The following is a 24,355-nucleotide window of genomic DNA, read 5'->3' as shown; positions in this document are numbered from 1 at the left end:
GGCAGCAGGAGACCCGATGAGCGAACCGAACGGAACGTCCGCGCGCGCGGCCGGGCCTTTGGCGACCCGCACGAGCGGCACCGTCCGCATCGTCGGCTCGGGTCTGCTCGGTGCCAGCATCGGCCACGCGTTGACCGCCCGCGGCGTCGACGTCGTGCTGGTCGACGCGTCTCCCTCGCAGCTGCGCCTGGCCATCGACTACGGCGCCGGCCGCGCCGAACGCCCCGACGACGAGCCCTCGCTGATCGTGGTGGCCGTGCCGCCCGACGTGACGGCCGGCGTCGTGCAGCGCGAGCTCGAATCGCATCCGGATGCCGTGGTCACCGACGTCGCGAGCGTGAAGCTCGAACCGTTGCGCACCCTTCGCGAACGAGGGGTCGATCTCACGCACTACATCGGTTCGCACCCCATGGCCGGGCGCGAGCGCGGGGGAGCGATCTCGGCCCGCGCCGACATCTTCGTCGGCCGCCCGTGGGTCGTCTGCCGCGACGGCGAGACCTCGGCCTACGACCTCTCGCTCGTCGAAGGCCTCGCCCTCGACCTCGGGGCGACGCTCCTCGAGATGACGCCCGAAGAGCACGACGAGTCCGTGGCGCTCATGTCGCACGTGCCGCAGTTGGTGGCGAGCCTGCTCGCCGGTCGCTTCGTCACGGCCCCCGACGGATCGCTCCGTCTCGCGGGCCAGGGCGTGCGCGACACGACGCGCATCGCGGCATCCGCCCCCGAACTCTGGGTGCAGATCCTCGGAGCGAACGCGGCCCCCGTGGTCGCCGTGCTCGACGAGCTCGCGTCCGACCTCACCGAGGTGGCCGCAGCGCTGCGCGACCCCGACGCCCCCGGCGCCCGTCGCGCGGTGGCCGACACCATCCGTCGCGGCAACGAGGGCGTCGAGCGCCTGCCCGGCAAGCACGGTCAGAACCGCCGCTTCGATACTTTCGTCGTCATGATCGACGACACCTCCGGCCAGCTGGGACGCCTGTTCGGCGAACTCGGCGACCTCGACGTGAACGTCGAAGACCTGCGTCTCGAGCACTCACCGGGGGCTCCCTTCGGTCTGGCCGAGATCAGCGTCGTCCCCGACGCCGTCCGCCGAGCCGTCGACGGGCTCGAGCAGCGCGGATGGCGGATTGCGAGCACCACCAATGACTGATCCGACCCCCGCCCTCTTCCGCCCCGGCCTCGCCGCGCCGGGCTTCCCGGCCCCCGCCGAGGGCTCGGCATCCGCCCCCGTCATCGTCGCGATCGACGGTCCCGCCGGCAGCGGCAAGTCGAGCGTCTCGAAGGCGACGGCGGCCCGCCTCGGCTACGGATTCCTCGACACCGGCGCCGCCTACCGCGCCCTCGCCTGGCACGCCCTCGAGCACGGGGTCGACACCTCCGACTCCACCGCGGTGCTCGAGGTGTTCGGCGACTTCGACTACGCGATCTCGCTCGACACCACCGACCGTTGGGTGCGCGTCGGCGGCGTCGACGTGACGACCGCGATCCGCGAGCCGCGCGTGACCGACGCCGTCAGCGGTGTCGCACGCGTGGGCGCCGTGCGCCAGGCCGTGAACCAGCTGTTCCGCCGGCTTGTGGCATCCGCCGCTGTTCGGGGTGTCGTCGTCGAGGGCCGCGACATCACCACGGTGGTCTTCCCCGACGCCCCCGTGCGCATTCTGCTGACGGCCGCCCCCGAGGTGCGCGCCGCGCGCCGCAGCGCCGAGCTCACCGACCAGGACGCCGCCAAGGTGGCCGCTGCGCTGCACAAGCGCGACGCCGCCGATTCCACGGTCGTCGACTTCCTCACCGCCGCCCCCGGCGTCGAGGTCGTCGATTCGACCCACCTCGATTTCGAACAGACCGTCGACGCCGTGTTGAACGTCGTCGACTCCACGATGGGAGCCCGCGATGGGCGTTGAAGACGAGTACGAAGGCGGGCCCGACCAGCTCGCCGAAAAGATGGAGAATCTCGACGAGGTGCTCGCCGAACAGCGGGCCGAAGCGCTGCGCGCGGGCTTGGCCGACTTCGACCTCGATGAGGACGATGCCGAGCTGCTCGCGGGCCTGGCCTCGGGTGACGGAGAGATCGAGTTCCTGCCGGCGCTGCCGGTGGTCGCGATCGTCGGGCGCCCGAACGTCGGCAAGTCGGCGCTGGTGAACCGCATCCTGGGCCGCCGCGAGGCCGTCGTCGAGGACACCCCCGGTGTCACCCGCGACCGCGTGACCTACAAGGCCGAGTGGCTCGACCGCCGCTTCTCGCTGGTCGACACCGGCGGGTGGGAGCCCGACGCGAAGGGCATCGACCGCTCGGTGGCCGCACAGGCCGAGGTTGCGATCGACCTCGCCGACATCGTGCTGTTCGTGGTGGATGCCACGGTGGGGGCGACCTCGACCGACGAGCACGTCGTGAAGCTGCTCCGCAAGAGCGGCAAGCCGGTGTTCCTCATCGCCAACAAGGTCGACGACGCGCGGCAGGAGCCCGAGGCCACGGCCCTGTGGAACCTCGGACTCGGCGAGCCGCACCCCGTCTCGGCGATCCACGGTCGCGGTGTCGCCGACCTGCTCGACGAGATCATGAAGGTGCTGCCCGAGGTCTCGGCCGTCGCCAAGTACGAGATCGGCGGCCCCCGCCGCGTCGCGATCCTCGGCCGTCCGAACGTGGGCAAGTCGTCGCTGCTGAACAAGGCCGCCGGTGAAGAGCGCGTCGTCGTCAACGAGCTTGCGGGCACCACCCGCGACCCGGTCGACGAGGTCGTGGAGCTCGGTGGCAAGCTCTGGACGCTCGTCGACACCGCCGGCATCCGTCGCCGTGTGCACCTGTCGCAGGGCGCCGACTTCTACGCGTCGCTGCGCACCTCGACCGCGCTGGAGAAGTCGGAGGTCGCTGTCGTCGTGCTCGACGTGTCGCAGCCGATCAGCGTGCAGGACCTCAACATCATCGACCTCGTGCTCGAGTCGGGTCGCGCGCTCGTGCTGGCGTTCAACAAGTGGGATCGCCTGAGCGACGACGACATGGAGAACCAGGACCGTCGCCGTTACCTCGAGCGCGAGATCGAGCAGGACCTCGCGCACGTCGCGTGGGCCCCGCGCGTGAACATCTCGGCCCGTACCGGTCGTCACCTCGACAAGCTCGTGCCCGCCCTCGAGCAGGCGCTCGAGTCGTGGGACACCCGCATTCCGACCGGAAAGTTCAACGCCTTCCTGTCGGAGCTCGTCGCCGAGCACCCGCACCCCCTGCGCGGAGGCAAGCAGCCCCGCATCCTGTTCGGCACGCAGGCGGCCACGCGCCCGCCGACATTCGTGCTGTTCACGACCGGGTTCCTCGACCCGGGCTACCGCCGGTTCATCCAGCGACGCCTGCGCGAGATCTACGGCTTCGAGGGCACCCCGATCGTGCTCAACATGCGCATCCGCGAGAAGCGCCAGCGCTGAGTCGCGTCGCGAGCGCCCCGTCCCCGTCGTGGGGCGGGGCGCTTTCGCGTGTGGCGGGATGCCGGTCTCGCCGTCGTGGCCCCGCGTGCGGGCGGGTCTGCGGGCCGGGACTTCTCGCGAGACTGCATCTCGCTGACAAGCCGGGTGCAGCCTGACACCGGTTCGTCAGCGAGATGCAGTCTCGAGCGCGCGCCGGGCCGTGGAGCCGACGCGCGCCGGGCCGTGGAGCCGGCGCGCGGCGGCGACGCAAGCGGGCCCGCACCCGACCGGGCGGTCGATACAGTGCTCTCGCGACGGCGCCGCCGTGGCATCCGCCCTCTGCTTCGCCGGGAGACCCCATGACCACCGTCGCGCCGCCGCTCGACCAGCCGTACTACGGCGCTCCGTTGGGCGCCGCCATCCGCCGCGTCTTCGCGAAATACGCGACCTTCCGCGGGCGCGCGAGCCGCAGCGAGTACTGGTGGTGGGTGCTGACCGCCGCCGTCGTGGGCACGGTGCTGAACGCGCTGCCCACGCTGACCGACGGCATCCGCGTCGAAGCCGACGGCTCGATGACCGTCACCGGTCCGCTCGGGGTGATCCTCGGATTGATCTGGCTGGTGTGGGCCCTCGCGACCATCGTGCCGACGCTGGCGGTGCTGGTGCGGCGCCTGCATGACACGGATCGCAGCGGATTCTGGATCTTCATCGGGCTGATCCCGCTCGTCGGGCCGCTGATCCTGCTCGTCTTCACCGTGCAGGCATCGCGCCCCGGGGGAGCGCGTTTCGACCGCTGACCGGCGCAAGGTGCCCTCGCGCGACCGACCGAGTCGATAAGGTTCACTCGCGCCGGTGACGTCACCGGCGTGCATTGCACTCGCCATCGTGTCAGGGGGACACACATGACCACTGCTTCTTCCGCCGTTCCGCTCAGCCAGCCGTACTACGGCGCGCCGATCGGAGCCGCCGTCCAGCGCTTCTTCAAGAAGTACGCCACCTTCACCGGGCGGGCCAGCCGCAGCGAGTTCTGGTGGTGGATCCTCGCCAACGCCGTGATCTCGTTCGTGCTCAGCATGCTTGCGCTGATCACGGGCGGTGGCGGCGGCGTCGACGCCGCAGGCAACCCGGTGCCGCCGAGCGGCCTGGGCCTCGTGTTCCTGATCGTGCTGTTCCTCTGGGGCCTCGCGACGATCGTGCCGCACCTCGCCCTGATCGCCCGTCGCCTGCACGACACCAACCGCAGCGCGTTGTGGATCCTCATCGCCTTCGTTCCGTTCGTCGGCGGGATCATCCTGCTGGTGTTCGAGCTCCTGCCGTCCGACCCGCAGGGCGCGCGTTTCGACGCCTGAGCCCGTCGACCGAACGCCCCGTCTCCCGTGTGGAGTCGGGGCGTTCGTCTTTGGGGAGGGGCGGGGCGGATGCCGTGGCGGCGGGCTGTCACGGGGTCGCGGCGCCCGGTGCCCGGGTGTCGAGGGTGCGGCCTTCGGTGGCCGGGCCGTCGCGGGTGCGGGGTTCGCGGGCCGGGGTGTCGCAGGCGCGGGGTTCGCCCGCCGGGGTTCGCCGAGACTGCATCTCGCTGACGAAACCGTTGCAGGTTGTCGCGGGTTTGTCAGCGAGATGCAGTCTCGTGCGTCCTGTGCGGCCGCACCGGAGTCCCGGCAGGCTCAGGCGGGAGCCGCGGGGCGCACCAGTGCCGTGCGGTCGGGCTCGGCGAAACCGAACTGACGGTAGAGGCCGTGAGCGTCGCTGGTGAACAGCGTCCAGCGGAAGTGCGGGCCGGGCCCTTCGTCGATCATGCGCGAGACGATCGCCTTGCCCAGGCCGTGACCGCGGTGCCCGTCGACCACGAAGACGTCGGCGAGGTAGGCGAAGCCGACTCCGTCGGAGACCGCGCGCGCGAAGCCCACGAGCCGACCGCTCTCGCGGTGGTAGGCGGCGACGACGCGCCACGCGCTGTCGAGCTGCGCCTCGACGTCGGCTCGCGTGCGCCAGCGGCCCCAGTAGGCCTGGGTGCTCAGCCAGGTCCACACCGCCTCCCGGTCGATGCGTTCGGGGTCGTCGTCGAGGTCGTAGTCCACGCCTCCAGTGTCGTCGGGTCGGCGTTCGAGGCGCGATGTGACGCGCGGCGGAGCTGCGGCGCGGCGGGTGTGCCAGGCTGGAGGGGATGACGATCCAGCCTCCCGCCCCGGGCGAACCGCGGCGTCCGCACGGGCCCCGTGACCCCGGCGATGCGTGGGTCGTCGCGCCTACCGGCGAGAAGTACTGGGGCCGCTTCGGTGCCGCGGGTCTGCTGGCCCTCGATCCCGTCCGCGGCGTGCTGCTGCAGCACCGCGTGTCGTGGAGTCACTTCGGCGACACCTGGGCGCTGCCCGGCGGTGCCCGTCACGAGGGCGAGTCCGCCCGTGACGGCGCGCTGCGTGAGTCGGGTGAAGAGGCGGGAGTTCCGGCGGATGCCGTGAGCCCGCGCTTCGAGAGCGTGCTCGACCTCGGCATCTGGTCGTACTCCACGCTTGTCGCCGACGTGACGACGCCGTTCGAACCGGTGATCAGCGACCCCGAGAGCGTCGCGCTCGAGTGGGTTCCCGTCGACCGGGTCGACGACCTGCCGCTGCATCCGGGCTTCGCGGATTCGTGGCCGGCTCTGCGCGCGGCCCTCGCCTCGCGACCCGCGATCGTCGTCGACGTCGCGAACGTGATGGGCGCGGTGCCCGACGGCTGGTGGAAAGACCGTGCCGGCGCTGCCACCCGCATCGTCACCAAGGTCTCGCGACTCGCCGAGCGGGGAGTGGATGCCGAGGCACTCGGGCTTTCAGCGACGCGCTGGTTTCCGTCGGTCACGGCCGTGCTCGAAGGACAGGCCCGCTCGGCGGCGCCCGCCGCCCCCGCCATCGAGGTGCGGCACGCGCCGGGCGAGGGCGACGACGAGATCGTGGCGGTCGCTCGCGAGCTGGTCGCTCAGCACCGACCGGTCGTCGTCGTGACGAGCGACCGCGAGCTCGCGACGCGCGTCGAGGAGCTCGGCGCGGTCGTCCACGGCGCGCGCTGGTTGCTGGATCAGCTCGACTGACCCGCGCGCGGGTTGGTGAGGGGGCTGCCCTTCGACAGGCTCAGGGACGTGGGTTACCGCGCGCGGGTCGGGAGGTGGCTGAGCCTGTCGAAGCCTCCGGTCCCTTCGACAGGCTCAGGGACCTGGGTTGGTGAGGTGGCTGAGCTTGTCGAAGCCTCCGGTCCCCTCGGCAAGCTCAGGGACCTGGGTTGGTGAGGTGGCTGAGCTTGTCGAAGCCTCCGGTCCCCTCGGCAAGCTCAGGGACCTGGGTTGGTGAGGTGGCTGAGCTTGTCGAAGCCTCCGGTCCCTTCGACGGGGTCAGAGACGTGGGTTGGTGAGGTGGCTGAGCTTGTCGAAGCCTCCGGTCCCTTCGACAGGCTCAGGGACCTGGGTTACCGCGGGCAGGTGGGGAGGTGGCTGAGCTTGTCGAAGCCCCGGTCCGTGCGATCAGTCGAGCTCGCGGCCACGCAGCTTCTCGATGTCGCGCCGGTCGCGCTTCGTGGGGCGTCCGGCGCCGCGGTCGCGGACGGGCACGAACGGCATGCTCTCCTTCGACGGCGGCGGGGGAGTGCGGTCGTCCACGGATTCCGCGACCAGGGCCGCGCCGACGCGTTTCGCGATCGTCTTCTTGACCACGAGGATGCGGTCGAACCCCTGGATGCGCACCCGCAACTCGTCACCCGGCCGTATCGGCTGCGCGGCCTTCGCCCGCTCGCCGTTGACGCGCACATGACCGGCGCGGCACGCGGTCGTCGCCGCGGACCGGGTCTTGTAGACGCGCACGGCCCAGAGCCACGCGTCGACGCGCGCGGTGGTGGGGGCATCGGTCATGTCAAGTCCTCGGTGGGCGAACCTCCATCGTAGGTCGGGCGGTCAGTCGCGCAGCGTCAATGAGACGAGGGCGCGATCGGGCTTGGGCCGATCGACGACGTCGAAGCCGGCGTCCTCGAAGACGGACACCGTGCCGCGGTACAGCTGATTCGCCGACCTTTTCGAGACGGCGGGGTCGAGGGGGTACGCCTCGACGACTCGTGCCCCGGCGTCGCGGGCGGTCGTGACCGCGGCATCCAGCAGCTTCTTCATCAACCCCTGACCTCGGTGGGCCGTGCGGATGACGAAGCACGACACCGCCCACACGTCGTCGGCGTCGAGCGGCTCGGCCGTGGCGGTCGTCACGTCGCGGGTACGCAGAAGTCGCGCTTGATCGGTGCGGGGGCCGACGCGCACCCATCCCGCCGGCTCTCCGTCGGCATAGGCGATGAGCCCAGGGGGCCGCTCGCCCTGCATCTCGGTGCGGAACCGTTCGGTGAGCTGCTCGCGGGAGTTCTTCTCGAACTCCGCGTTGGTCAGCAGCCACCATTGGCACTGGCATCCGGGACCATCGCCGCTGTCGAGCGCGACCTCGGCGTCGTCGGAGCGGTCGGAGGTCGCGGGCAGGATCTCGATCGTCATGTCGGCGACCGTAGCGAGGGGGTCCGACATCGACAAGGGTGCGGCCACACGCCCGGGCCGTGCGCTGGTTCGCGGCACTGTCGGCGAGGGGCTAATATAGGGGAGTTGCCCGCTCGCGGGTAACGGGATGTGGCGCAGCTTGGTAGCGCACTTGACTGGGGGTCAAGGGGTCGCAGGTTCAAATCCTGTCATCCCGACAGCAGAGGTCCGAATCTCGCAGAAATGCGGGATTCGGACCTCTTGTCGTTTCCGGGTGCGGGTCGCCGTCCAACATGGGTCTTACATGACACCGGGGCCGCGTTCAAAATGCGCCTTATACCCGGCGCCTACATCCTCGGGTCGCCAGCGAGACCTGCTGACCGAGCGATGAGACTGGCCAGAACGCCCCAGGCTGTCGGAATGTCGCTGGGAGCATAGACACCGGCGCCTAGCAGTAGCCCGTAGGCGCCGGGATTTGACTGGAGCGCGAAGGCGACGGTCGGGAGGTCATCCTCGTTCGCATGCAATGCGGTCACGCCACCGCGCTGCCCATCATCTCCCACACTGTTGAAACTTCGTCGAACCCGCAAGTTCGCCCCAAAGGGTCGTCGCGATCCTAGAAGAATTGGCCCCACAGGTTGGTCGTCACAACGGCTTCGCCGAGCTACTCTGGAGGTACCCCGGTATCCAGTGAGAGGGCTTCGATGAGCGGCAAGATCAATTCCACCCGGCGGACGGAAGAACTCGTCGTATCGTCCAATTTCATCAGGGCCGTGCGAGAATCCGGCTACGTCAGCCTCGCGACGGCGCTCGCGGAACTCATCGACAACTCGATCCAAGCAGGGGCGACCGAGATCGAACTCACCATCGCACGACCGGATGGGGCACTGCACCCGCAGATCGAGGTGCTCGACAACGGCGCCGGAATGAGTCGCCGAGAACTCGAACTTTGCCTCAAGTTCGGCGGATCATCTCGCTTCGACCGGCGTGAGTCGTTTGGTCGTTTCGGAATGGGCCTGCCTGCCGCATCCCTCAGCCAGGCGCGTCACGTCGAGGTCGCCGCATGGCAAGACTGCAGCGGCGCTCTCGCGGTGACCATCGATGTGGATGCGATCGTCGCTGGAGAGCCTCCCGCACTGAGAGCATGGCCGACGACCTCGCCGTCAACGCCATCTGGCTGCCGGGTCACGTGGCGAAACTGTGATCGCATCGAATACCGGCGCCTCGGATGGCTAGAGCGATCACTCCGCCGTGATCTCGGACGTATGTATCGGCGATTCTTGTCCGAGGGATTGAAGGTTTCGCTCAATGAGCGGCTGATCGAGCCCGAGGATCCAATGATGATGTCCACGGGCATTGACGGTGAGGCGGCAACGCTTGCCTTCACGCCGCTCGCGTATGAGCTTCGAACGCCTGACGGCGGCTCCGGCTGGGTGCACGTCCGCTTCGCGAGCCTTCCGGTGCACCGCTGGCATCATCTCGACAACGTAACGAAGCGACGCGTTGGGATCGTTGGCGGTGGTGGCGTCTCTGTGCTTCGCGCAGGACGAGAGATTGCTCACGGCTGGCACCTCATGGGAGGCAAGCGCCGAGAGAACTACGATGACTGGTGGCGTTGCGAGATCGAGTTCGAGCCGACACTTGACGACCACTTTGGAATCACTATCAACAAGCAAGGCATCCGTCCGTCGACTGAACTACGCGAAGCGCTCGAACCTGAACTCGAGTCGATCGCTCGCATGCTCAACGCCCGGGTCCGACAATCGTTCGAAGACGTGAAGTTCGAGGCCGCCGCCGAGATCTCCTGCCGAGTGGCCGCGACCGCTGACCCAGACCTCCCAGTGGTTACGGACAGCCGCGGGAATGGACGAGGCCCACTCGGATACCGGATCAGCACCGCACAACTCACGCCCGACTTGCTCTTCGCGACGTCGCTCCACGCAAGTACGCTCGAGGTGCAACTCAACGTCGACCACCCTGCCTTTGCCGCGCTCTATGCGCCGCTGCAGGCACTGTCCGACGGTGCGGGCACTCAATTGCGCACCACAGTCGAATTGCTCCTTCTCTCAATGGCGCGAGCAAGCCTCGCCAGCGGCGACGGGGCCAACCAACTCCTAGTCCAGTGGGGTTCAACCTTTGGACGGATGCTCCAGAAGGCATGACCGAGTCGAAGTATCTGCCGCTCAACCTCCCTGCCGGGTCGAGTTCCGCCGAGCGGGCGAAGTTTCTCCGGCTCTGCCGTGCGTTATCTGAACCGGCTGGCTCTGGGTCGACGCACGCGCAGCGGCTGGAGCACGCAGGACTGGGGGACATCTACGCCCAGCCAGCGCTCGCCGCCGCGGTGCACACTGCGATCGACCTTGTGGATCAGGGGTGGGTTGTCCAGGTCGACCGACTCGGCCCACTGTTCTCACCGCCAGCCGTCCAAGGAGACCGTGACGCTGAGAAGTCGCGTATCCGGGCCCAGGAGCATCTCAGGCGCGACGAACAACTCCTGCGGCCAAGCGTGCGGCGCTTCGTCCAGGGGATGGAGAGACCACACCAGTTCGGCGAATCGCTGGTCTCGGTTTTCGACCTAATGCGCGATGGGCGAGAACTGACGGACGCGCTCCGCCGCGACCCGACCGGGCGGACCGCGATCCAGCCCTACGTGCAGGTGGTTGATGACTCGGCCTGCTCCTTGACTGGCTTCCGCCTCCATGACATGTGGCGCTACTTTCGCCATACTTGGTCAAACGCCTACGCGACGGTGCCGGGCCGCTCGATGCCAATCCTCGTTCGCGATGCGGCTACTCCTCACCACGCCGTGATTGGGCTGGCAGCTATCTCAAGCCCCGTCGTTCAGATCGCCGAACGCGACAGTTGGATGGGCTGGGAGACAGACGAGTTCCTCCAATCGATCCGGGAGGAGCCCACCGATGCACTCGCCCGTTGGGTAGACCGACGGATCTCTGTCCAGATCGACGCAATCTATGTGGAGGATTTGCTCCGGGGTGGCGTGCTGCAACCCACAGACATCGCCAAGCCAACACAGGAACTCGTCGGGCGCCTCAAGGCCGACGCGGAACGATATCGGCAACGTCATCACCGGTCAGCCACCATTCGCGAAGTTCGCAACATCGAGCGTGATGCATGGGTGACCCGCGCCGAGACCGACCTCTTCCGGAGCAAGCGGTCGGCGGCCTTGGCTGAAGCGCTGGATATCCAGATGGGGTTGGGCTCATTTCTTCGCCCCGCGCCCTCGGCCGGAGGGCTCGGTGCGGCACTGGCAGATCGGCGAGCCCATGCCCAGCTTCGTCGGCTGATCCGCCGCGCACGCGGCGAGCGGGTTGGAACGGTCATCGCAGACCTCACGGTGTGTGGTGCGGTCGCACCGTATAACGGCCTCACGGCGGGCAAACTCGTAGGGGCGCTTGCGGCATCGCCGGCTGTACTGGCGGCCTACAAGGAGAAGTACAATCGGCCAAGCGAGATCGCGTCTGCCATGGCGGGTCGGCCCATCGTGCGCGAGGCTCGTTTGTCTTTCATCAGTACCACGTCGCTATATGGAACGGGTTCGAGTCAGTACAATCGGCTGTTCTGGCCGGCTGAGGTTGTGGGCGGTGAAGCTGGCACGCGCATGGGCTTCCACGAACTCGGACGGTCGCGATCCTTTGGAACATCGCACTTCACGGACGAGACGGTCGAAGCATTGCTTCGCCTTTCGTCTCTCCGCGACTCGTCAGTGCGGGTAAACAGTCTGTTCGGTGAGGGAGTTAGCCCACGGCTCCGGAAGGTGCGCCTCGGTCTGGCTGCGCTCGGCTGGCCGACGAATGAACTCTTGAAGCACGGTCGTCAGCGAATTCTCTACGGCGTGCCGCTCGTCCGGAACCTTCGCGACTACTCGCTCGGGATCGACGATGATCCCGATTACTTCCTTGACCCGTCCCTGCCAGACGGCGACCAGCGAATTGCCGGATGGTGGTTGGACCGTTGGGCGCTCCGGCGAGCGGGCCAGCCCGAGGTTCGTGAGGCGATGGCGCGCCATCGCCTCACACGTCCTGTCATGCATGGTGCGCGGGTGCCCCTGCCTCCTGAGGAAGAAGGCTGGCTGCCGCTGGATGCAAGCGAGAATTGACTACGCCCGAAGGGGGTACCACTCAGAGGCCGCCGAGAGCGAGATCACCGGGCGCTCAGGCGCATCAGGGTCGACGCTTCGACGGACGCCGAGAAGGCGGACGCGTCGGCCGACGGGAAACGGCACGTCCGTCTCGAGAGTCCGCACGAGCACTTCAAGCGCCGGTTGGTCGAAGGTCTCGAACACCCAACTGCGGGACCCGTTGCGCCGCGCGACTCGGCCCTCCATGTCGAACCGTTCATCAAGCGGCGCTCTCGTGATGCGCCGGGGGACGCTCACCCAGTAGGCGTCGCACAGATGTTTGACCTGACAGAACTGACACGCCTCCGGTCTCGGCAACGCTGGCGGCGAGGCACTGATCACGGTCGCATCGGCTGCAGCAATGCGCGCCCTCGTCAATGCGTGTAAAGCGAGCATCTGCTGCACATCAGGGGCAGCTACCGCGCGTTCATGCGACGGGTAGGCGATGATCAGCTTGGATGCAGGTCGGCCCGCCGGATTCGTGAATGCGTCGAAGCGCCAGAGCAAGGAGTATAGGCGGACTTGATCGTCATGCTCTTCGCGTTCTGCCCCTGTTTTGAAGTCGGTGATCGTGACACCGACTTCGTTAATCGACAACAGGTCGAGGCGCGCGGAAAGGCGGAGATCCTCGACCGTGACAGTGCGCTCGATGTGAATACCCGGTGTGGCGGGGCCGCGGGGCGCATCTCGAGGAGCCGAGTCGACGGCAGGAACGGGTCGGACGCGGGTCGTGGTTGACGGCCGGTCTTGTAGAAACGATTTTACCCGATCTACTGCCTCGGGCACCGCCTGACGAGGTCATCTCGCAGCCGGTCAAGCGCGGCACGACTGACACGAGGGTTGTCGTCAAGGTCGGCCAACGCCTTGTTGACGGCGGCCTCGGCAATCTGTGCCCAGCCCCCGAGCGCCCGTAGAACGTCAACAACGGTGAGGCGTGCCACGGCATCGTCCGTCGTCCCCATTGCGTGCGAGAGGCGTTCGATAATCAGGTGAACAACGCTTCCAAAACTGCAGCGCGAACTGGTACGACGGGATAGCCGCGCCGACCCCAGAGCGCGGGATAGTCGGCTCGCTCCAGCACCCGACGACGAGGGCAGGCCTCGATCGTTGCCAGAGATGAGTAGCTCCACAGCGCGGGAACCTCTGGCCGCAGCCCTGAGAGCCCTCGATCACGGTGTCAAATTGTCCGCTTGGTGTAGTCACTGAAGGAATTCCAACACCTCGCGAGAGGCGTTCGGGAGGCTGCGGGCGATAATCAGGTCGTCTATGAGCTTGACGCGCTCGAAGGTCTCTTCTGCGACACGGTGCAGTTCCGGTGTGGGAGCTACCTCAGGGGTCAATGGGCCATGAACACCGATCAGCGCTCGCTCTCCGCTCGACTTCGTCGCAAGGATGGGAACGAGCACCGGACCGATACCGTCGATGTCGATCTGCGCGTCGCGTTCGAATTGAACGTCATCCGCTCCCGATCGATAGAGGTCCTCGAAGAGACGTTGCGCGGAGCGGTCGACACGGGCGGGCGAAAGCTCAGGAAGCGTGCCGTCGAGCAGGTAGCGCAGCAGGCTGGCGCCGACATGGCGGTCGAGTTGTGTATGCTCGAACCGGTTGCGGAAGCTCCGAAGGCACCTGTAGCAGGATTCCTCGCACTGAGCCGGGCAGTCGACCAGTCGCTCCAGCGCGAGCTCAAAGATCTTCCGTCCCAGCTGGCTCACCTGCTGAGTGAAGCCAGCGCCGCCGGACAAGGTGTCGTAGACGTAGATCTCGGCCTCACGCCCGCGCCCACCCCATTGGGTGAGCGCCGGCCGGAACTCCGCTTGCAGTTCGCTGGCTTCGATCTGGAGGTGCTTGGCCGCCGCGATGGTGAGAGCCTCGGCGACGGTGCGGAGCGCAACTTGGGAGGACAGATACGACGGTCGGAGTGTCACCGGGTCGGAGACCGTCAGGCGGATGAGCAACACATCCGAGAAGAAGTCCGTGCCGAGCACCAGACCTCGGGAGGCTCGACCGCCTGGACACATCGGATCCTTGTCAGGGAACGGCTTGGCATGCGTACCCGCGAGCACTGGCGTTGGCATCGCGGTCGGCTCAATGAGCCCGCACCATGTGCACAACGTGTAGCCCTCGTTGTTCGGACCCGTATTGGACACCAGAAGTTTCTGGTGATCGAAGTTGAGTTGAATACGATCGTTCACCTGCTCCCAGAGTTGGGCGTTCCCGGGGCCGTCGGCGATGAGTTTGGCGCGGGTCGCGTAGCTCACGGCTGGCGCGTCGTCAGGGCTTGTGCCCGGCGGCTGGCCGATTCGATGCGCAAACCCTGGCGGACGAAGCCAGTTCATGCCAGGCCCGAAACGGTCGCCCTCGCAGGCAGGGCAGGAGCCCGTGCGCCCACGCTCCGCCTGCTCCCACGGGACGTGGGTCGCGTAGTGGCAGTCCTGGCACTCGAAGTAAATGCGACGATCCCTCCAGGCCTCCGAGAGTTCCTTGCGCATGGGGGAGTAGAGGGCGCCCGAAGTCCACTCACGCTTGTCTACCCACACCACCTTGCCGGGCGCGTATTGGCTCAGGGCGACGGTTAGGCCCTGGCTTGGCGAGTAATGAAATGCCGGACGGTACGGGGTAGACCGATCCTCGTCGAATACGTGGAAGCTGACGACATCGGTCGGGAAGGCGTAGCGCGGAAGCACCCCCCTGTAGAGCAGACGATCGAGAAGCTTGTCTCGGGCGCGCTGGGAACTTAGCTCCTCCCCGCTGTCCTCAGCAACAGCAGCTTCATCCTCTAAGTCCGCTCCTGTCGCTCCCGTGCTCTCGTCCGCCGAAGTTTCGGCGTCATCGGCTTGGGAAGGCTGGCCCGGTGTCAGCTCGACAATTGCCGGCGCGGGGCGGATGTCTAACGCGTCATCGATGCCGTGAAGCGTTGCGGCGACCAGGTCGGCCAGTACTTCGTATCGACGATCACCGCTGATCTCGCTCGGAAGCCAGCCGTCGACTTCGGCACGAAGCGCGGATTCGTTGGTCAAGAGCCAACTCTCGAAATCGGTCCGGCTGAGCGTCGCTGAGTCCGATAGGAAGTCCCCCACCGAGCCAAGCACTTCGAAGAGGTTGGCGGGCATGGTGGTCGGGTCGACGTGCGGGACCCGGTCTTGGTGATACCGCTGCAGCAGATAGGCGGTGATGTGGCGCTTGGCGATTTCTACGTTGTCGATAGTGAGGACGGGGTCGGCGACTTCTCCGCTGACCATCTCGGCTGGCTCATGGAAGTAGTGGTCGTCGTGTGTGTCGGCGCTGCCGAACGCGATCACGGTTGCCACCGCGTTCCCACGGCGCCCCGCCCGACCGGCACGCTGCTGATAGTTGGCTCGTGATGGGGGCATGTTGCGGAGTGCGACCCCGCTCAGCGACCCGATATCGATGCCGACCTCCATCGTGGTGGTGCAGGACAGGAGGTCGATCGCGACCTCGGGTTGTTCTCCTGGTGTAGGTACCGCGATGTTCACGTCCTGGAACAGAAGCTCGTACATCTCTGCCTTCGAGAACACGTCGTCGCTTTGAGACGAGTTCAGTTGGGCGGTGTGCTCAGCTGCGACGACGCTCATCACCTCGCCAGGTGGCGTCGCAAGGGCGCGGCGCGAACTCGCGCGGTAGTAGCCCTTGCGAGCTTGGAAGACTTCGTCGGTCTCAGGATCAAGTGACCTCACCTTGTCGGCACCACAGAAGATGCAGGTGGTCCGACCGGGGAAGTGGCGCTGCGTGGAGCGGCACCGCTCGCAGTAGCCCCAAGCGGTGTCGAGGTCGAGCGCCACCGTGCGCGCGGCGAGCTGATACTTGTCGCCGACTTTCTGGCAAAACTTGCTCTGCAGCACGGGTAGCCACTCAGCATCGAAGATGCGCTTAGCCTCACGGGTACCGAGCCAGGTCGTCAACTTCGCGAACTTGCCGCTCACGGCCTGGACCTTGGTTCCTTTCCAGTCCGCACTCATCGCGGAGAACCAGATGCCGGGGCGAATCCACAGCGACAGCCACATTCGGACCAGTGCGAGCTTCTCATCCTCGGTCGCCGCGATACCGGGAATGTCTGCCAGTTCGGCGAGCACAGAGTTCTTCAGGTTGCCCCGCTCGCGGAGGGAAGCGAGGCCAAGGGACGTGAATCCGTAGTAGCGGCTCGTGAGCGCGGGGACCAGGCTGCGCAGAAGTGACTGCGGCGGTGGATCCTTGATGGCGTACAACTGCATGAACTCCGCTGGATCGCTCAGGGCGCCGCGCTCGAGCGACTCCGACACCTGTGTGAAGGCCTCAAAGTTTTCCGTTCCGGTGAGCTCGGGGCGAAGGCGAACTCCCAGCAGCTTGGCCCCGACCATCGCAACCAGATAGAGATCCTCCAGGCTCATGGTCGGCGCGACAGGGTGCTTCGATAGCTCGCTCCAGCCTTTGAGGATGATCGGCCGCACGGCGTCGCGGAGTGAGTACTCTTGAACATTTGGCGCAAGGCGAGCCGCAACCTGTCGCGAGTCAGAGAAGGCGAGCACCTTGCGGCCTCGGAGCGGAGCGAAGTCGTCGGCTGGCTTCGGCCCGGGGGGCTGAACCTCGATCTGACGACTTACGACGGCTCGGAAGGGCTCGTCACCCTTGGTTTGATGGTCCTGAACGCTGGTGCGACCGAACAATGCGTGGTCGCCACACACGCCACATGGGTTGAACTCTCCGGGTTGCTTCTGTCCGTCCCTCGAGTCGTCATCTTGTTTGTGCTCATCGTCCTGCTGGAGTCGCACCCAGACCCTGCGCCAGCGATCACCGAGATCGTGCGGGTTGAGGCGACCAGTGACGAGGTCAAGTTCCTTGAGAACTGAGTTTCCGACATCCTCGGACGGCTCTTCAAGAAGCAGATCGATCGGTTCGAGCGCTGCGATGGGACCCGAGGCTGTCTGGAAGGCACTGCCAGGCTCCTGCCACAAGAACGATGGGTTGGCGACGTCATCCGTGTACGCCCGTGCATACGTGGCGCCGCATTCGCGACACGTGAAAAGCTCAAAGACACGCGCACCGCAGTCGCAGGTACTTCGGGGCTGACCATACATCGCACCGACTGGACCCTTCGGGATTCCGCAGCGGTCTACCGAGCAATCCTCGTCGAGGCATACCCAGATGCCAGGAAGGCCCCGGAAGAACGCGTGTACGCGGCAGGGGAGCAGCCCTGCATCGTCAGGCTTGAGGCGAGCGGCGCTCGCGAGCGCGATCAAAGTGGAGGCGGCGCGCTCCGCCAGCGTTGCGTCGATTCCCGGGAACGCGCGCGCGCCCAGCGTATGGACAGGCAGCGCTCGCTTCATCGTGTTGTTGACCAGAAGCCCGAGTGGAGCGTATCCATTCAGTGCGCGGTACAGCAGGGCGCTTGAAGAGGTCTCGGCGTCGTGAGCGACTCCGCGGTACTTCAGCAGGGGAGCCAGAGCCTGCGCTCGCGCCTCGTCCGTCTCCGCCTTGTAGTAGGCGTCCATGGAAACTGAGGCCAGCACTTTAGCGTCTTCAAGCGACCCAGATGCCGCTGGAACCCGCAGGTCGAGGGTACCCGTGACCGCGTCAAAGTCGCTCACGTCCTTGCCTGTCAACTGCGCGGCGAACGCCTGCGCCTTTTCTGATCCCGAGAAGCTCGCACTGGTGGCGATGACCTGAAGGCGATCAGCGGGGATATCGAGCCTGGCTCGCAGACGTCTCATCAGGAGCGCAACTTCGGCACCTGCCGCGCCACGGTAGAGGTGAGCCTCGTCGATGATTAGGAGGAACTTTTCCTCCGGGTAGTTTCTTAGCCACTGCCGCGTCGCATCGAAGATGGGACGCTCAAGTGGCCGCATCAGCATGTATTCAAGCATCGAGTAGTTGGTGATGAGGACATCGGGCGGCGATGCCAGCACCTCGTGGCGCGTGAGGAGTTCAACGTCTCCCGGGAGCATGACCGCGCGCTGGAAGGCACCGGTCTTCGAGTTCACCCAGTGTTGTCCGCTAGAGCCGTACCAGGCCTTCAAGTCCGGCTTCGCCGGCCACTTGCCGCGCGCTTTCAGCTCTCCAATGAGCTGCGATGCGCGCTGTTGCCGGGGCGAAGTCGGCTTTGCCGCTTCGTCGAGGAGCGCGATGTAGTACTTCTCCAGCGACTTGAGTCTGGTTCTGTCCTTCTCCGCTGTTCGCACCCCGGGATACAGGGTCCTACTGGTGTAGCGCGCAAAACGTGCAGGTCGATCAGCCCACGTTGTGAACTGACTCGCTACCCGCTCGTCGCCTAGAAGCAACCGAAGGCGGCCAAGTTGATCGTTCACGAGCGCGTTCATGGGATAGAGCACGAGGGCTCGGACTCCGGGCGCCGCGAACGACTGTGGTCGATTGGCGGCTTCCTCGGCAAGCTTCGCCAGCATAGGGAGCAAGAAGGTCTCTGTCTTGCCCGAGCCCGTACCGGTCGTGACCACGAGACTCCGCCCGGACGCCGCAGCCTCGAGCGCGGACGCCTGGTGCGTGTACGGAGGATCGAAGAGCAGCGGCGCGTGGTCTTGCTCGGTCGACGTCAGTCGAGCGAACAACTCTAGGGCGGCCTTGTCGAGCGTGAGCTGGGTGAACCGCGTGCCCGGGGTGTAGCGGGGCGTGCTCTCAAGGAACGGGGTCTGGAAGGTATTGCCCTGCTGATCGAGGAGCACCTGCCGCTGACGGATCAACGAAGGATGGCCGACGTGATACGTCGCTTCGATGTACTCGCGCAGGGCGTTCCTAATTTCGTCCGCCGTCTGGGCGATCGTGAGTGATTGTCGTGTCATTGTTCTTGCACTTCCTTCATTCCCGTCATCCACAGCGATTTCGAGAGAAGCCCTCTGAGCGAATCCTCAGCATCGAACGGAACCCGATATGTGAGGAGCGCACCCTTTGACCGGCCCATCGGAATTCCGACAAGCGCGATGTATCGCTCTGCCCATGACGGTAGCGGAGCGAAGAGGTCGAGGAGTCGACTGCCATCGGGCATTCCGGTCGAGCGGACTCTGAAGACCTGCGGTTGGCCACGATGACGATCAATGGCTGCTTGGAGGCGGCGAGCCTCGTCCCACCCCGGCATGACTGACGAGTCAATTGGGAAGTCAAGAACAGCGCGCGGAATCCCGGCCGCGACATGAACGACGCACCACACCGGTGCGCCAAATGCCTGCGGGCGCCGGCCAACGAGCATGCCTTCATCGCGGGATGTGAGTTCCCGCCAGCGGCCGATGTAGTACTGCACCTGTGTCGTTGGGTCGATGATCTCAAGACCCCGTATATCGCCGGGCATCTGATGCTGGCTTAGTAGGTGGGCCGTTCGCTCAATGAGTGCTGAGGCAGGCTCTTCGCGGGGGACACGTGCCCATTGCTCGGCGGTCACTCGATGAAGCCCGGCGTCCGCCAATGTAGCTGCGGCGTCGTCCGTCTCTAGCGTCAGGAACCGAGTGTGGGCTTCATGCTCCACCGAGGCGCCGACGACGGACTCATCGACGATCGGACTTGCGTTTGGCCTGACGCCGAGGAGCAGGTGCCGGCCCGGTCGAACTGTCACATATGACGGTGGGGCGAGGTAAAGCTGGCGCACGCCTAACTCCGCTGATCGCAGTTCGAGAAGATCGCCAACGCCGACAACCAGATCAAGTGCCTCGGCGACTACGTCGCGCTTTAGGTCAGGTGAGAGCGGACGGAGCACTTCGAGCACCGCATCGACGAGATGACGTGGCGTCGCGGGACACAGCAACGACGCTGCACGGCGGATGGACGCGCACAGCCCCTCTACGGAGAGCAGTCCGGTCGCTTCGTGGTCAAGACCGAGCAACTCGACCGCCGTCGCCTCGAGGTCGGTCTGAGTCAGTCGCTGGATGCTCATCCGACGCCTCCTGCGACTTCTTCGACGGTACCGAGCACAGCGAATCGCGCAGCGCGCACGAGCACAGGGTTAGTCATGACCGCGCGGAGGTACTCATTGCGTTCCGCCGTTTCCCATTCGAGAAGCTCGCTTGGGGAACTCGCGAGCTGAAGGAGGAACCGCGCACCCTCGAGTATGTTCGGCATGCCCGATGACGAGATGAGCGCCCCCGCTGCCTCGCTGAAGCCTTCGATGAGGAGCGCTGGGGTGTCCCACTCCCACAGGTGGTTCGCGATCGCCTCCGCGGCGGCACGATGGGCAAGACTCCCACCGACGAGTGCCTGGGCTCGGTCGAGGTCGACATCAGCCGCCGCCTGAGTTGCAATTTGGCTCTCAAAGCTCGCCCATTTGCCCGGCGTGAGCAATCCCACAAGCGCTCCACTGATCGAGTCGAGAACCCGACGACGCTCGCGGACTCCAAATGGATGGGCAGGGAGTTGGGCGCTCTTCCACAACTGGTGACCCTTCATGAGTCTCGTGCATTCGACCAGTGACTTCTGGGCGGTGGGGATGGATGGCGTTGCGTGCCCAATGCCGATCATTTGGTTCACGTCCGGGGGAACGATCTGCGCAGCTCTATCTTGATCGTTGCTGGCCACGAGCAGGCCGCCGCGTGGCGGGCCCGAGAACTCCTGGTCGGCCGGCTGCGGCTGGCCGCTGAGAGGACGTTCGACTGGATAGAAGACGACTTCGACCGTGTCGCCATCGGTGCGGTCTATGAGACGCGCGACGTAGCCGTAGTCGCGATGGCGTGTTGAGAGAACCCACCGCAGCCCATGGAAACCGCGTTCACATCGGATGGTGGCGAACCCCACGCCCGCCTTACTGATGGCCAACTCGGCCGTGTCCGCTGCGTCGTAGTGGCGGGCAATCTGCGGCTGCTCGCGCAACCGAGAAACTATACGTTGCCAGTCACTGCTCGTGACCGGGAGTCGGAGACTCTGGCGGTGGATTGCCAACTGGGCACCGCTGCCATCGCGAAGGGAGAGCGCGAACTCGGCGGCCGTGTCACTCGGCCCATCGATCTCGAGGAGCGCTCGACCGTCCCACAGCTCGGGGAGACTCGGCTGCGCGGGGAAGCTGCGCAACCGAATACCTTCGCCTGCGAGGCCAGCTTCGTTGTGCACATCCGAATCGCGGATGATCGCGAGCAGTGATCCCTCGGTCTTGAGGTTCTCGCCGTTCGGGTCAACTGTCACAACGATCTCGTGTGTCCCCGAGGCCAACTCCGCAAGCGAGAGGAAAAGGTCGGACTCGCCCTCCGGCCAGTCGAGGAAGTAGGGATCTCCGTTGATGCGCAGGCCGAGCTTCTTGGGGGAGTGCTCGGCATGGATAGCGATCAGCACCGGCTCGCCTGACAGCCACTCGGCGACGCCGTCGCCGTCCCAGCGGCCCGCCACTACCCCCACCGGGCGCACGCGCACGTCGGAGACGACCGAGATGCCAGCTTCGAGCAGCGCAGAGGAGTCCGCCTCACTGAGAGTGGCCGGCACGCTCAGAACATAGGCACTCATGCCTTCAAGAGCGATCTCCACCTTGACACACCAGTCGACCGTCGGCGGGGAAAGTGTCTGGTCGCCGACGATGCAGTAGCTGGCTCCGGGCCGAACGAACTTGCCCTTCACCTCGCCCGCGGGTGTTCCCGGTCTCTGGCGAAAGACCCACCATGGCCCCCGGGTGATCCGGCATTGCTCGGCGAGCAGCAGGTTAACCCCGTCGGATGCGCGCCGCAACTGCAGGAAAGGCTGAGGCGGTGCGGGCCAGCGGGTGAGTTCGGTAGGTGGCGTGGCATAGAGGAGTCCACCGGTGGGGATCTCCTGACGAGCGCCCGCAACGACCGCGCGTGAATTGCGTAGCGCCTCATACAACTGGGGCATGGCATGCTGAAGTGGTTTGAGATCCGGCAGGATCGCGAATGCTCGCCAGACGCCGCCGGCGTCTTCGCGCAGCTGAAGTTGAGGATCATTTCCTCCCTGGCGCGGGGTGTGAAGACGGTCCGGGTCACTCCGGCCTTCCGGAGGTCTGAAGTTGTGGGTGCGGATGCTGCTGGCGGAGCGTCGAGCTTCTGACAGCCACCGCCGTGACTGGCGCTCTGAATTGAGGCTCTCGACGATGCGCGCGAGGGCAGTCGACTCGATCAGCGGCGTATCTGCGTGTTCGTCGGTGATGAGCAGGGCAACGGCGAGGCGTCCAACGATCTCCGTGTTCTGGCAGAACTTCTCGAGGCGATCGCTGTAGTGCCGGGACCAAGCATGCAATCGAGTCCCGAGAGCCGCCGGGTCGTCGAGCAAACTCGGCCAGCTCGTTCGGTAGTCGGACAGCATTCGCGCGAGCTGCACCTGGAGATACCGGGGCAGGACTGCATGGGTAATCGGCCACGCAATCTTGCGGAAGGTGTGCGCCCAAGCACCCTGCGGGATCGCACCTCCATACTGCTGTGAGAATTCCACGAACCAGTTGCGGACGCGATCCCTCTCATAGTCGCTGTCGCCCCAAAGGGGAGTCTTCGAGGCGTAGATCGGCCAGTACTCGACTCCGTCGTAGGAATAGCCAACCTCGGCGGCATGCACCACGAAGGGGAGCCAGGAGCTTCGGCTAGCGGCTGGCATCAAGCCCAGTCGATGCGCGTCGCCTACCGTCCTCATTAGGAGCTCGCGGTCATTGACGCTCAGGCCGTGTTCGAGCGCGAAGACGGGCGCTGGCGGCCGGAGACTCCGGCGGCGCGCAGCCAATTCGTTGAAGTGCGCGTCAAGGTTCGTATGTAGGTGCTCGATCAGCTCAATCGGGCTCGCGCGCGTAACGTTCTCCAACGCGATGTGCCCCCTTCGCTGCTTTAATCACCGTCTCAAACGATGAATGTGCCTTAGTCTGCCCGAGCCCACCGACACTCCATGGTGCGAAAGCTTGCGTGTCTGCCAGTACCCACTTGCCGCAGTGCATTTGCTGGCATACCTAAGCGCCCTTTCCGGCCTGACGGCGTGGCAGGGGTCAGCAAGCCTCGATAGGTTTTCCGCAGAGCACGGAGGAGCGAGAGTGGCAGACATCGAACTGGTCGGCGATGACGATGGTGTGGTTGTGGTCGGCGACCGCTCAGCGATCGAGCGCTTTCTTGATCACGCGGGCCTACTGACACGGGCACGTGATTTCGATCTGGGCAAGCTCAGCAACGCCGTGAACGCGGGTGCCGATGTCCTGACGACCGTTTCTGGTGTCGTGGAGCAGTCGGCGATGTATCTCAAACTGACGCCCGAGTCCGCGAAGAGACTCAAAGATGCAGGCGGTCTGATGAAGACCAAGACCAAGGGGGTCAGCCACGCGATGCTCGGGGAAACGGGCCAGACGTCGCTCAAGTGGCTCCAGGTCGAAGATGGCACTGCGTCGCTGCTCACAAACCCGGCGGTGCTTTCCGTTGTGGGCGGCCTCTTGAGCCAATTCGCCCAGCAGGCGGAGGCGCAGGAGCTTCGAGCGCTGCTTATCAACATCGATGAGAAGCTCGACGATGTGCGCCGTGCGCAACGAGACACCGTACTCGCCAGGATGAAGCGCGCCGGGGAGGCTATCAAGGAAGCCATGACACTGCGTGAGCACGGCGGCGACCCGAGAACACTGTGGGACAAGGTGAACGGTGAATCCTCGACGATCCTGAACGTGCAGGAAGAGGCGTTGCTCGCGCTTCGTGCGCTTGCCGACAAGGTCGACGGCAAGCGCACAACTGGAGAGCTCAAGAAGGTGGCGAAAGGGATCGAGCGTGAAGTCTCAGTCCATCTTGCGGTCCTCGCTCGCTGCTTTGAACTCCTCGACGAGTTCAGAGTCGTCGAACTCGACCACGTGCTCGCGACCGCACCACAGAATCTCGAAGGCCACCGGCGGGGGCTTGCGGCGGCGCGGGATGAGCGGCGAGCGGGCGTGCTCAACCACACGAGCCGGTTGATGGTTCAAATGGATGCAGCCGGAGGCATCGCCAACGAGAACATCATCCTCCACGCTCGGGCCGCACAATCCGTGGTCGACTCACTCAACTGCACAGCGGAGGTCGTCGATGACTTCCGGGCCCTATTCGGTGTCGAGTCTGCTCGTGACGTCCTTCGCGCGACGCCTTGGCGAGAGGCGGTCCGTGATCCTCAACAGCGTAAAGCGGCGGGTAAGGAGGTCGGACAGAAGGCGCTCATCGGATTCGGTGTTGCTGGCGCCGTCGTGCTACCGGCAGCGGTGGCATTGTCCAAGAACGGCTCCAAGCCCGGCGCTTAGAAATCGTCGAGAGGGTTGAGTCCCAGTGTACCGGTCTCAGGGTCCTGTTTCGTTGAGAAACGGGATGGTGGGAGGGAACCGTGAACGGCCCGAATTGCTCGAGGCACCATCCGTAGCTTCTCGAGGCCTTCGATGCCGAGGCCACTGGATCATGCCCAGCCATCCTGGAAGCCATGACGTCCGTAGAAGG

Annotated in this window: 16 protein-coding genes and 1 tRNA gene; 10 read left to right on the top strand and 7 right to left on the bottom strand. The window is 65.8% G+C overall.

Translation table 11 applies throughout. The annotated features are described in order from the left end of the window. The first annotated feature begins 16 nt into the window (after positions 1 to 16). From ABXS86_RS04810 to ABXS86_RS04790, 5 genes are all read left to right on the top strand, one after another. A complete protein-coding gene (locus tag ABXS86_RS04810) occupies positions 17 to 1,150 on the top strand; it encodes a prephenate dehydrogenase (RefSeq protein ID WP_353665796.1) in 1,134 nt (377 codons plus the stop codon). Further along, positions 1,143 to 1,901, top strand: a complete 759-nt coding sequence (gene cmk / locus ABXS86_RS04805) for a (d)CMP kinase (protein WP_353665795.1) — start codon at positions 1,143 to 1,145, stop codon at positions 1,899 to 1,901. The genes ABXS86_RS04810 and cmk overlap by 8 nt, the downstream gene beginning before the upstream one ends. Then, on the top strand, positions 1,891 to 3,414 hold the full coding sequence (der, locus tag ABXS86_RS04800) for a ribosome biogenesis GTPase Der (RefSeq protein WP_144828164.1): 1,524 nt from the start codon (positions 1,891 to 1,893) through the stop codon (positions 3,412 to 3,414). The genes cmk and der overlap by 11 nt, the downstream gene beginning before the upstream one ends. A 338-nt stretch (positions 3,415 to 3,752) precedes the next feature. Continuing rightward, on the top strand, positions 3,753 to 4,190 hold the full coding sequence (locus ABXS86_RS04795; protein ID WP_353665794.1) for a DUF805 domain-containing protein: 438 nt from the start codon (positions 3,753 to 3,755) through the stop codon (positions 4,188 to 4,190). 105 nt (positions 4,191 to 4,295) lie between these two features. Next, positions 4,296 to 4,742 carry a DUF805 domain-containing protein gene (locus ABXS86_RS04790; protein ID WP_353665793.1) on the top strand — a complete coding sequence of 149 codons (447 nt, stop codon included), beginning with the start codon at positions 4,296 to 4,298 and terminating at the stop codon, positions 4,740 to 4,742. Positions 4,743 to 5,057: 315 nt separating this feature from the next. Here ABXS86_RS04790 and ABXS86_RS04785 read toward each other — a convergent pair whose 3' ends face one another. Continuing rightward, positions 5,058 to 5,471, bottom strand: coding sequence for a GNAT family N-acetyltransferase (locus tag ABXS86_RS04785; protein WP_353665792.1), 414 nt, complete (start codon positions 5,469 to 5,471; stop codon positions 5,058 to 5,060). Between the two features lie 86 nt (positions 5,472 to 5,557). Between ABXS86_RS04785 and ABXS86_RS04780 the strand changes: the two genes are divergently transcribed. Further along, entirely contained in the window at positions 5,558 to 6,460 is a 903-nt protein-coding gene (locus tag ABXS86_RS04780; RefSeq protein WP_353665791.1) for an NUDIX domain-containing protein, read from the top strand. A 426-nt stretch (positions 6,461 to 6,886) separates the two neighbouring features. Here ABXS86_RS04780 and ABXS86_RS04775 read toward each other — a convergent pair whose 3' ends face one another. After that, complete coding sequence (locus ABXS86_RS04775) at positions 6,887 to 7,270, bottom strand: RNA-binding S4 domain-containing protein (protein WP_307210226.1); 384 nt, start codon at positions 7,268 to 7,270, stop codon at positions 6,887 to 6,889. A 42-nt stretch (positions 7,271 to 7,312) separates the two neighbouring features. Then, the gene (locus tag ABXS86_RS04770) at positions 7,313 to 7,891 is read right to left on the bottom strand and encodes a GNAT family N-acetyltransferase (protein ID WP_353665790.1); all 579 of its coding nucleotides are present in this window, start codon (positions 7,889 to 7,891) and stop codon (positions 7,313 to 7,315) included. Positions 7,892 to 8,014: 123 nt separating this feature from the next. Between ABXS86_RS04770 and ABXS86_RS04765 the strand changes: the two genes are divergently transcribed. The 3 genes from ABXS86_RS04765 to ABXS86_RS04755 all read left to right on the top strand — a co-directional run bounded on the left by ABXS86_RS04765 (position 8,015) and on the right by ABXS86_RS04755 (position 11,987). Further along, a tRNA-Pro gene (locus ABXS86_RS04765) sits at positions 8,015 to 8,088 on the top strand. 486 nt (positions 8,089 to 8,574) lie between these two features. Further along, on the top strand, positions 8,575 to 10,032 hold the full coding sequence (locus tag ABXS86_RS04760; RefSeq protein ID WP_353665789.1) for an ATP-binding protein: 1,458 nt from the start codon (positions 8,575 to 8,577) through the stop codon (positions 10,030 to 10,032). Continuing rightward, on the top strand, positions 10,029 to 11,987 hold the full coding sequence (locus ABXS86_RS04755) for a Druantia anti-phage system protein DruA (protein WP_353665788.1): 1,959 nt from the start codon (positions 10,029 to 10,031) through the stop codon (positions 11,985 to 11,987). Before ABXS86_RS04760 ends, ABXS86_RS04755 begins: the two co-directional genes overlap by 4 nt. On the opposite strand, the gene ABXS86_RS04750 is transcribed toward ABXS86_RS04755, so the two are convergent. The 4 genes from ABXS86_RS04750 to ABXS86_RS04735 form a co-directional block, all read right to left on the bottom strand. Further along, positions 11,988 to 12,794: a PD-(D/E)XK nuclease family protein gene (locus tag ABXS86_RS04750; protein ID WP_353665787.1), complete on the bottom strand. Its 807-nt coding sequence runs from the start codon at positions 12,792 to 12,794 to the stop codon at positions 11,988 to 11,990. It lies immediately after the preceding gene. A gap of 413 nt (positions 12,795 to 13,207) precedes the next feature. Continuing rightward, positions 13,208 to 18,796: a DEAD/DEAH box helicase gene (locus tag ABXS86_RS04745; RefSeq protein ID WP_353665786.1), complete on the bottom strand. Its 5,589-nt coding sequence runs from the start codon at positions 18,794 to 18,796 to the stop codon at positions 13,208 to 13,210. After that, positions 18,793 to 19,878, bottom strand: coding sequence for a hypothetical protein (locus ABXS86_RS04740; RefSeq protein ID WP_353665785.1), 1,086 nt, complete (start codon positions 19,876 to 19,878; stop codon positions 18,793 to 18,795). Before ABXS86_RS04740 ends, ABXS86_RS04745 begins: the two co-directional genes overlap by 4 nt. Beyond that, complete coding sequence (locus ABXS86_RS04735; protein ID WP_353665784.1) at positions 19,875 to 22,490, bottom strand: hypothetical protein; 2,616 nt, start codon at positions 22,488 to 22,490, stop codon at positions 19,875 to 19,877. Before ABXS86_RS04735 ends, ABXS86_RS04740 begins: the two co-directional genes overlap by 4 nt. Positions 22,491 to 22,950: 460 nt before the next feature. On the opposite strand from ABXS86_RS04735, the gene ABXS86_RS04730 reads away from it, so the two are divergent. Then, on the top strand, positions 22,951 to 24,165 hold the full coding sequence (locus ABXS86_RS04730; protein WP_353665783.1) for a hypothetical protein: 1,215 nt from the start codon (positions 22,951 to 22,953) through the stop codon (positions 24,163 to 24,165). Positions 24,166 to 24,355: the final 190 nt, after the last annotated feature.

Origin of the sequence: Microbacterium sp. che218, from assembly GCF_040436305.1 — a bacterium.
In the GTDB taxonomy this organism is placed as follows: domain Bacteria; phylum Actinomycetota; class Actinomycetes; order Actinomycetales; family Microbacteriaceae; genus Microbacterium; species Microbacterium algihabitans.
This window is presented reverse-complemented; position numbering and strand designations above follow the sequence as displayed.

Coding starts and splice junctions, on each gene's coding strand:
- ABXS86_RS04810 (WP_353665796.1), top strand. CDS start 17: ATGAGCGAACCGAACGGAACGTCCGCGCGCGCGGCCGGGCCTTTGGCG.
- cmk (WP_353665795.1), top strand. CDS start 1,143: ATGACTGATCCGACCCCCGCCCTCTTCCGCCCCGGCCTCGCCGCGCCG.
- der (WP_144828164.1), top strand. CDS start 1,891: ATGGGCGTTGAAGACGAGTACGAAGGCGGGCCCGACCAGCTCGCCGAA.
- ABXS86_RS04795 (WP_353665794.1), top strand. CDS start 3,753: ATGACCACCGTCGCGCCGCCGCTCGACCAGCCGTACTACGGCGCTCCG.
- ABXS86_RS04790 (WP_353665793.1), top strand. CDS start 4,296: ATGACCACTGCTTCTTCCGCCGTTCCGCTCAGCCAGCCGTACTACGGC.
- ABXS86_RS04780 (WP_353665791.1), top strand. CDS start 5,558: ATGACGATCCAGCCTCCCGCCCCGGGCGAACCGCGGCGTCCGCACGGG.
- ABXS86_RS04775 (WP_307210226.1), bottom strand. CDS start 7,270: ATGACCGATGCCCCCACCACCGCGCGCGTCGACGCGTGGCTCTGGGCC.
- ABXS86_RS04770 (WP_353665790.1), bottom strand. CDS start 7,891: ATGACGATCGAGATCCTGCCCGCGACCTCCGACCGCTCCGACGACGCC.
- ABXS86_RS04760 (WP_353665789.1), top strand. CDS start 8,575: ATGAGCGGCAAGATCAATTCCACCCGGCGGACGGAAGAACTCGTCGTA.
- ABXS86_RS04755 (WP_353665788.1), top strand. CDS start 10,029: ATGACCGAGTCGAAGTATCTGCCGCTCAACCTCCCTGCCGGGTCGAGT.
- ABXS86_RS04745 (WP_353665786.1), bottom strand. CDS start 18,796: ATGACACGACAATCACTCACGATCGCCCAGACGGCGGACGAAATTAGG.
- ABXS86_RS04740 (WP_353665785.1), bottom strand. CDS start 19,878: ATGAGCATCCAGCGACTGACTCAGACCGACCTCGAGGCGACGGCGGTC.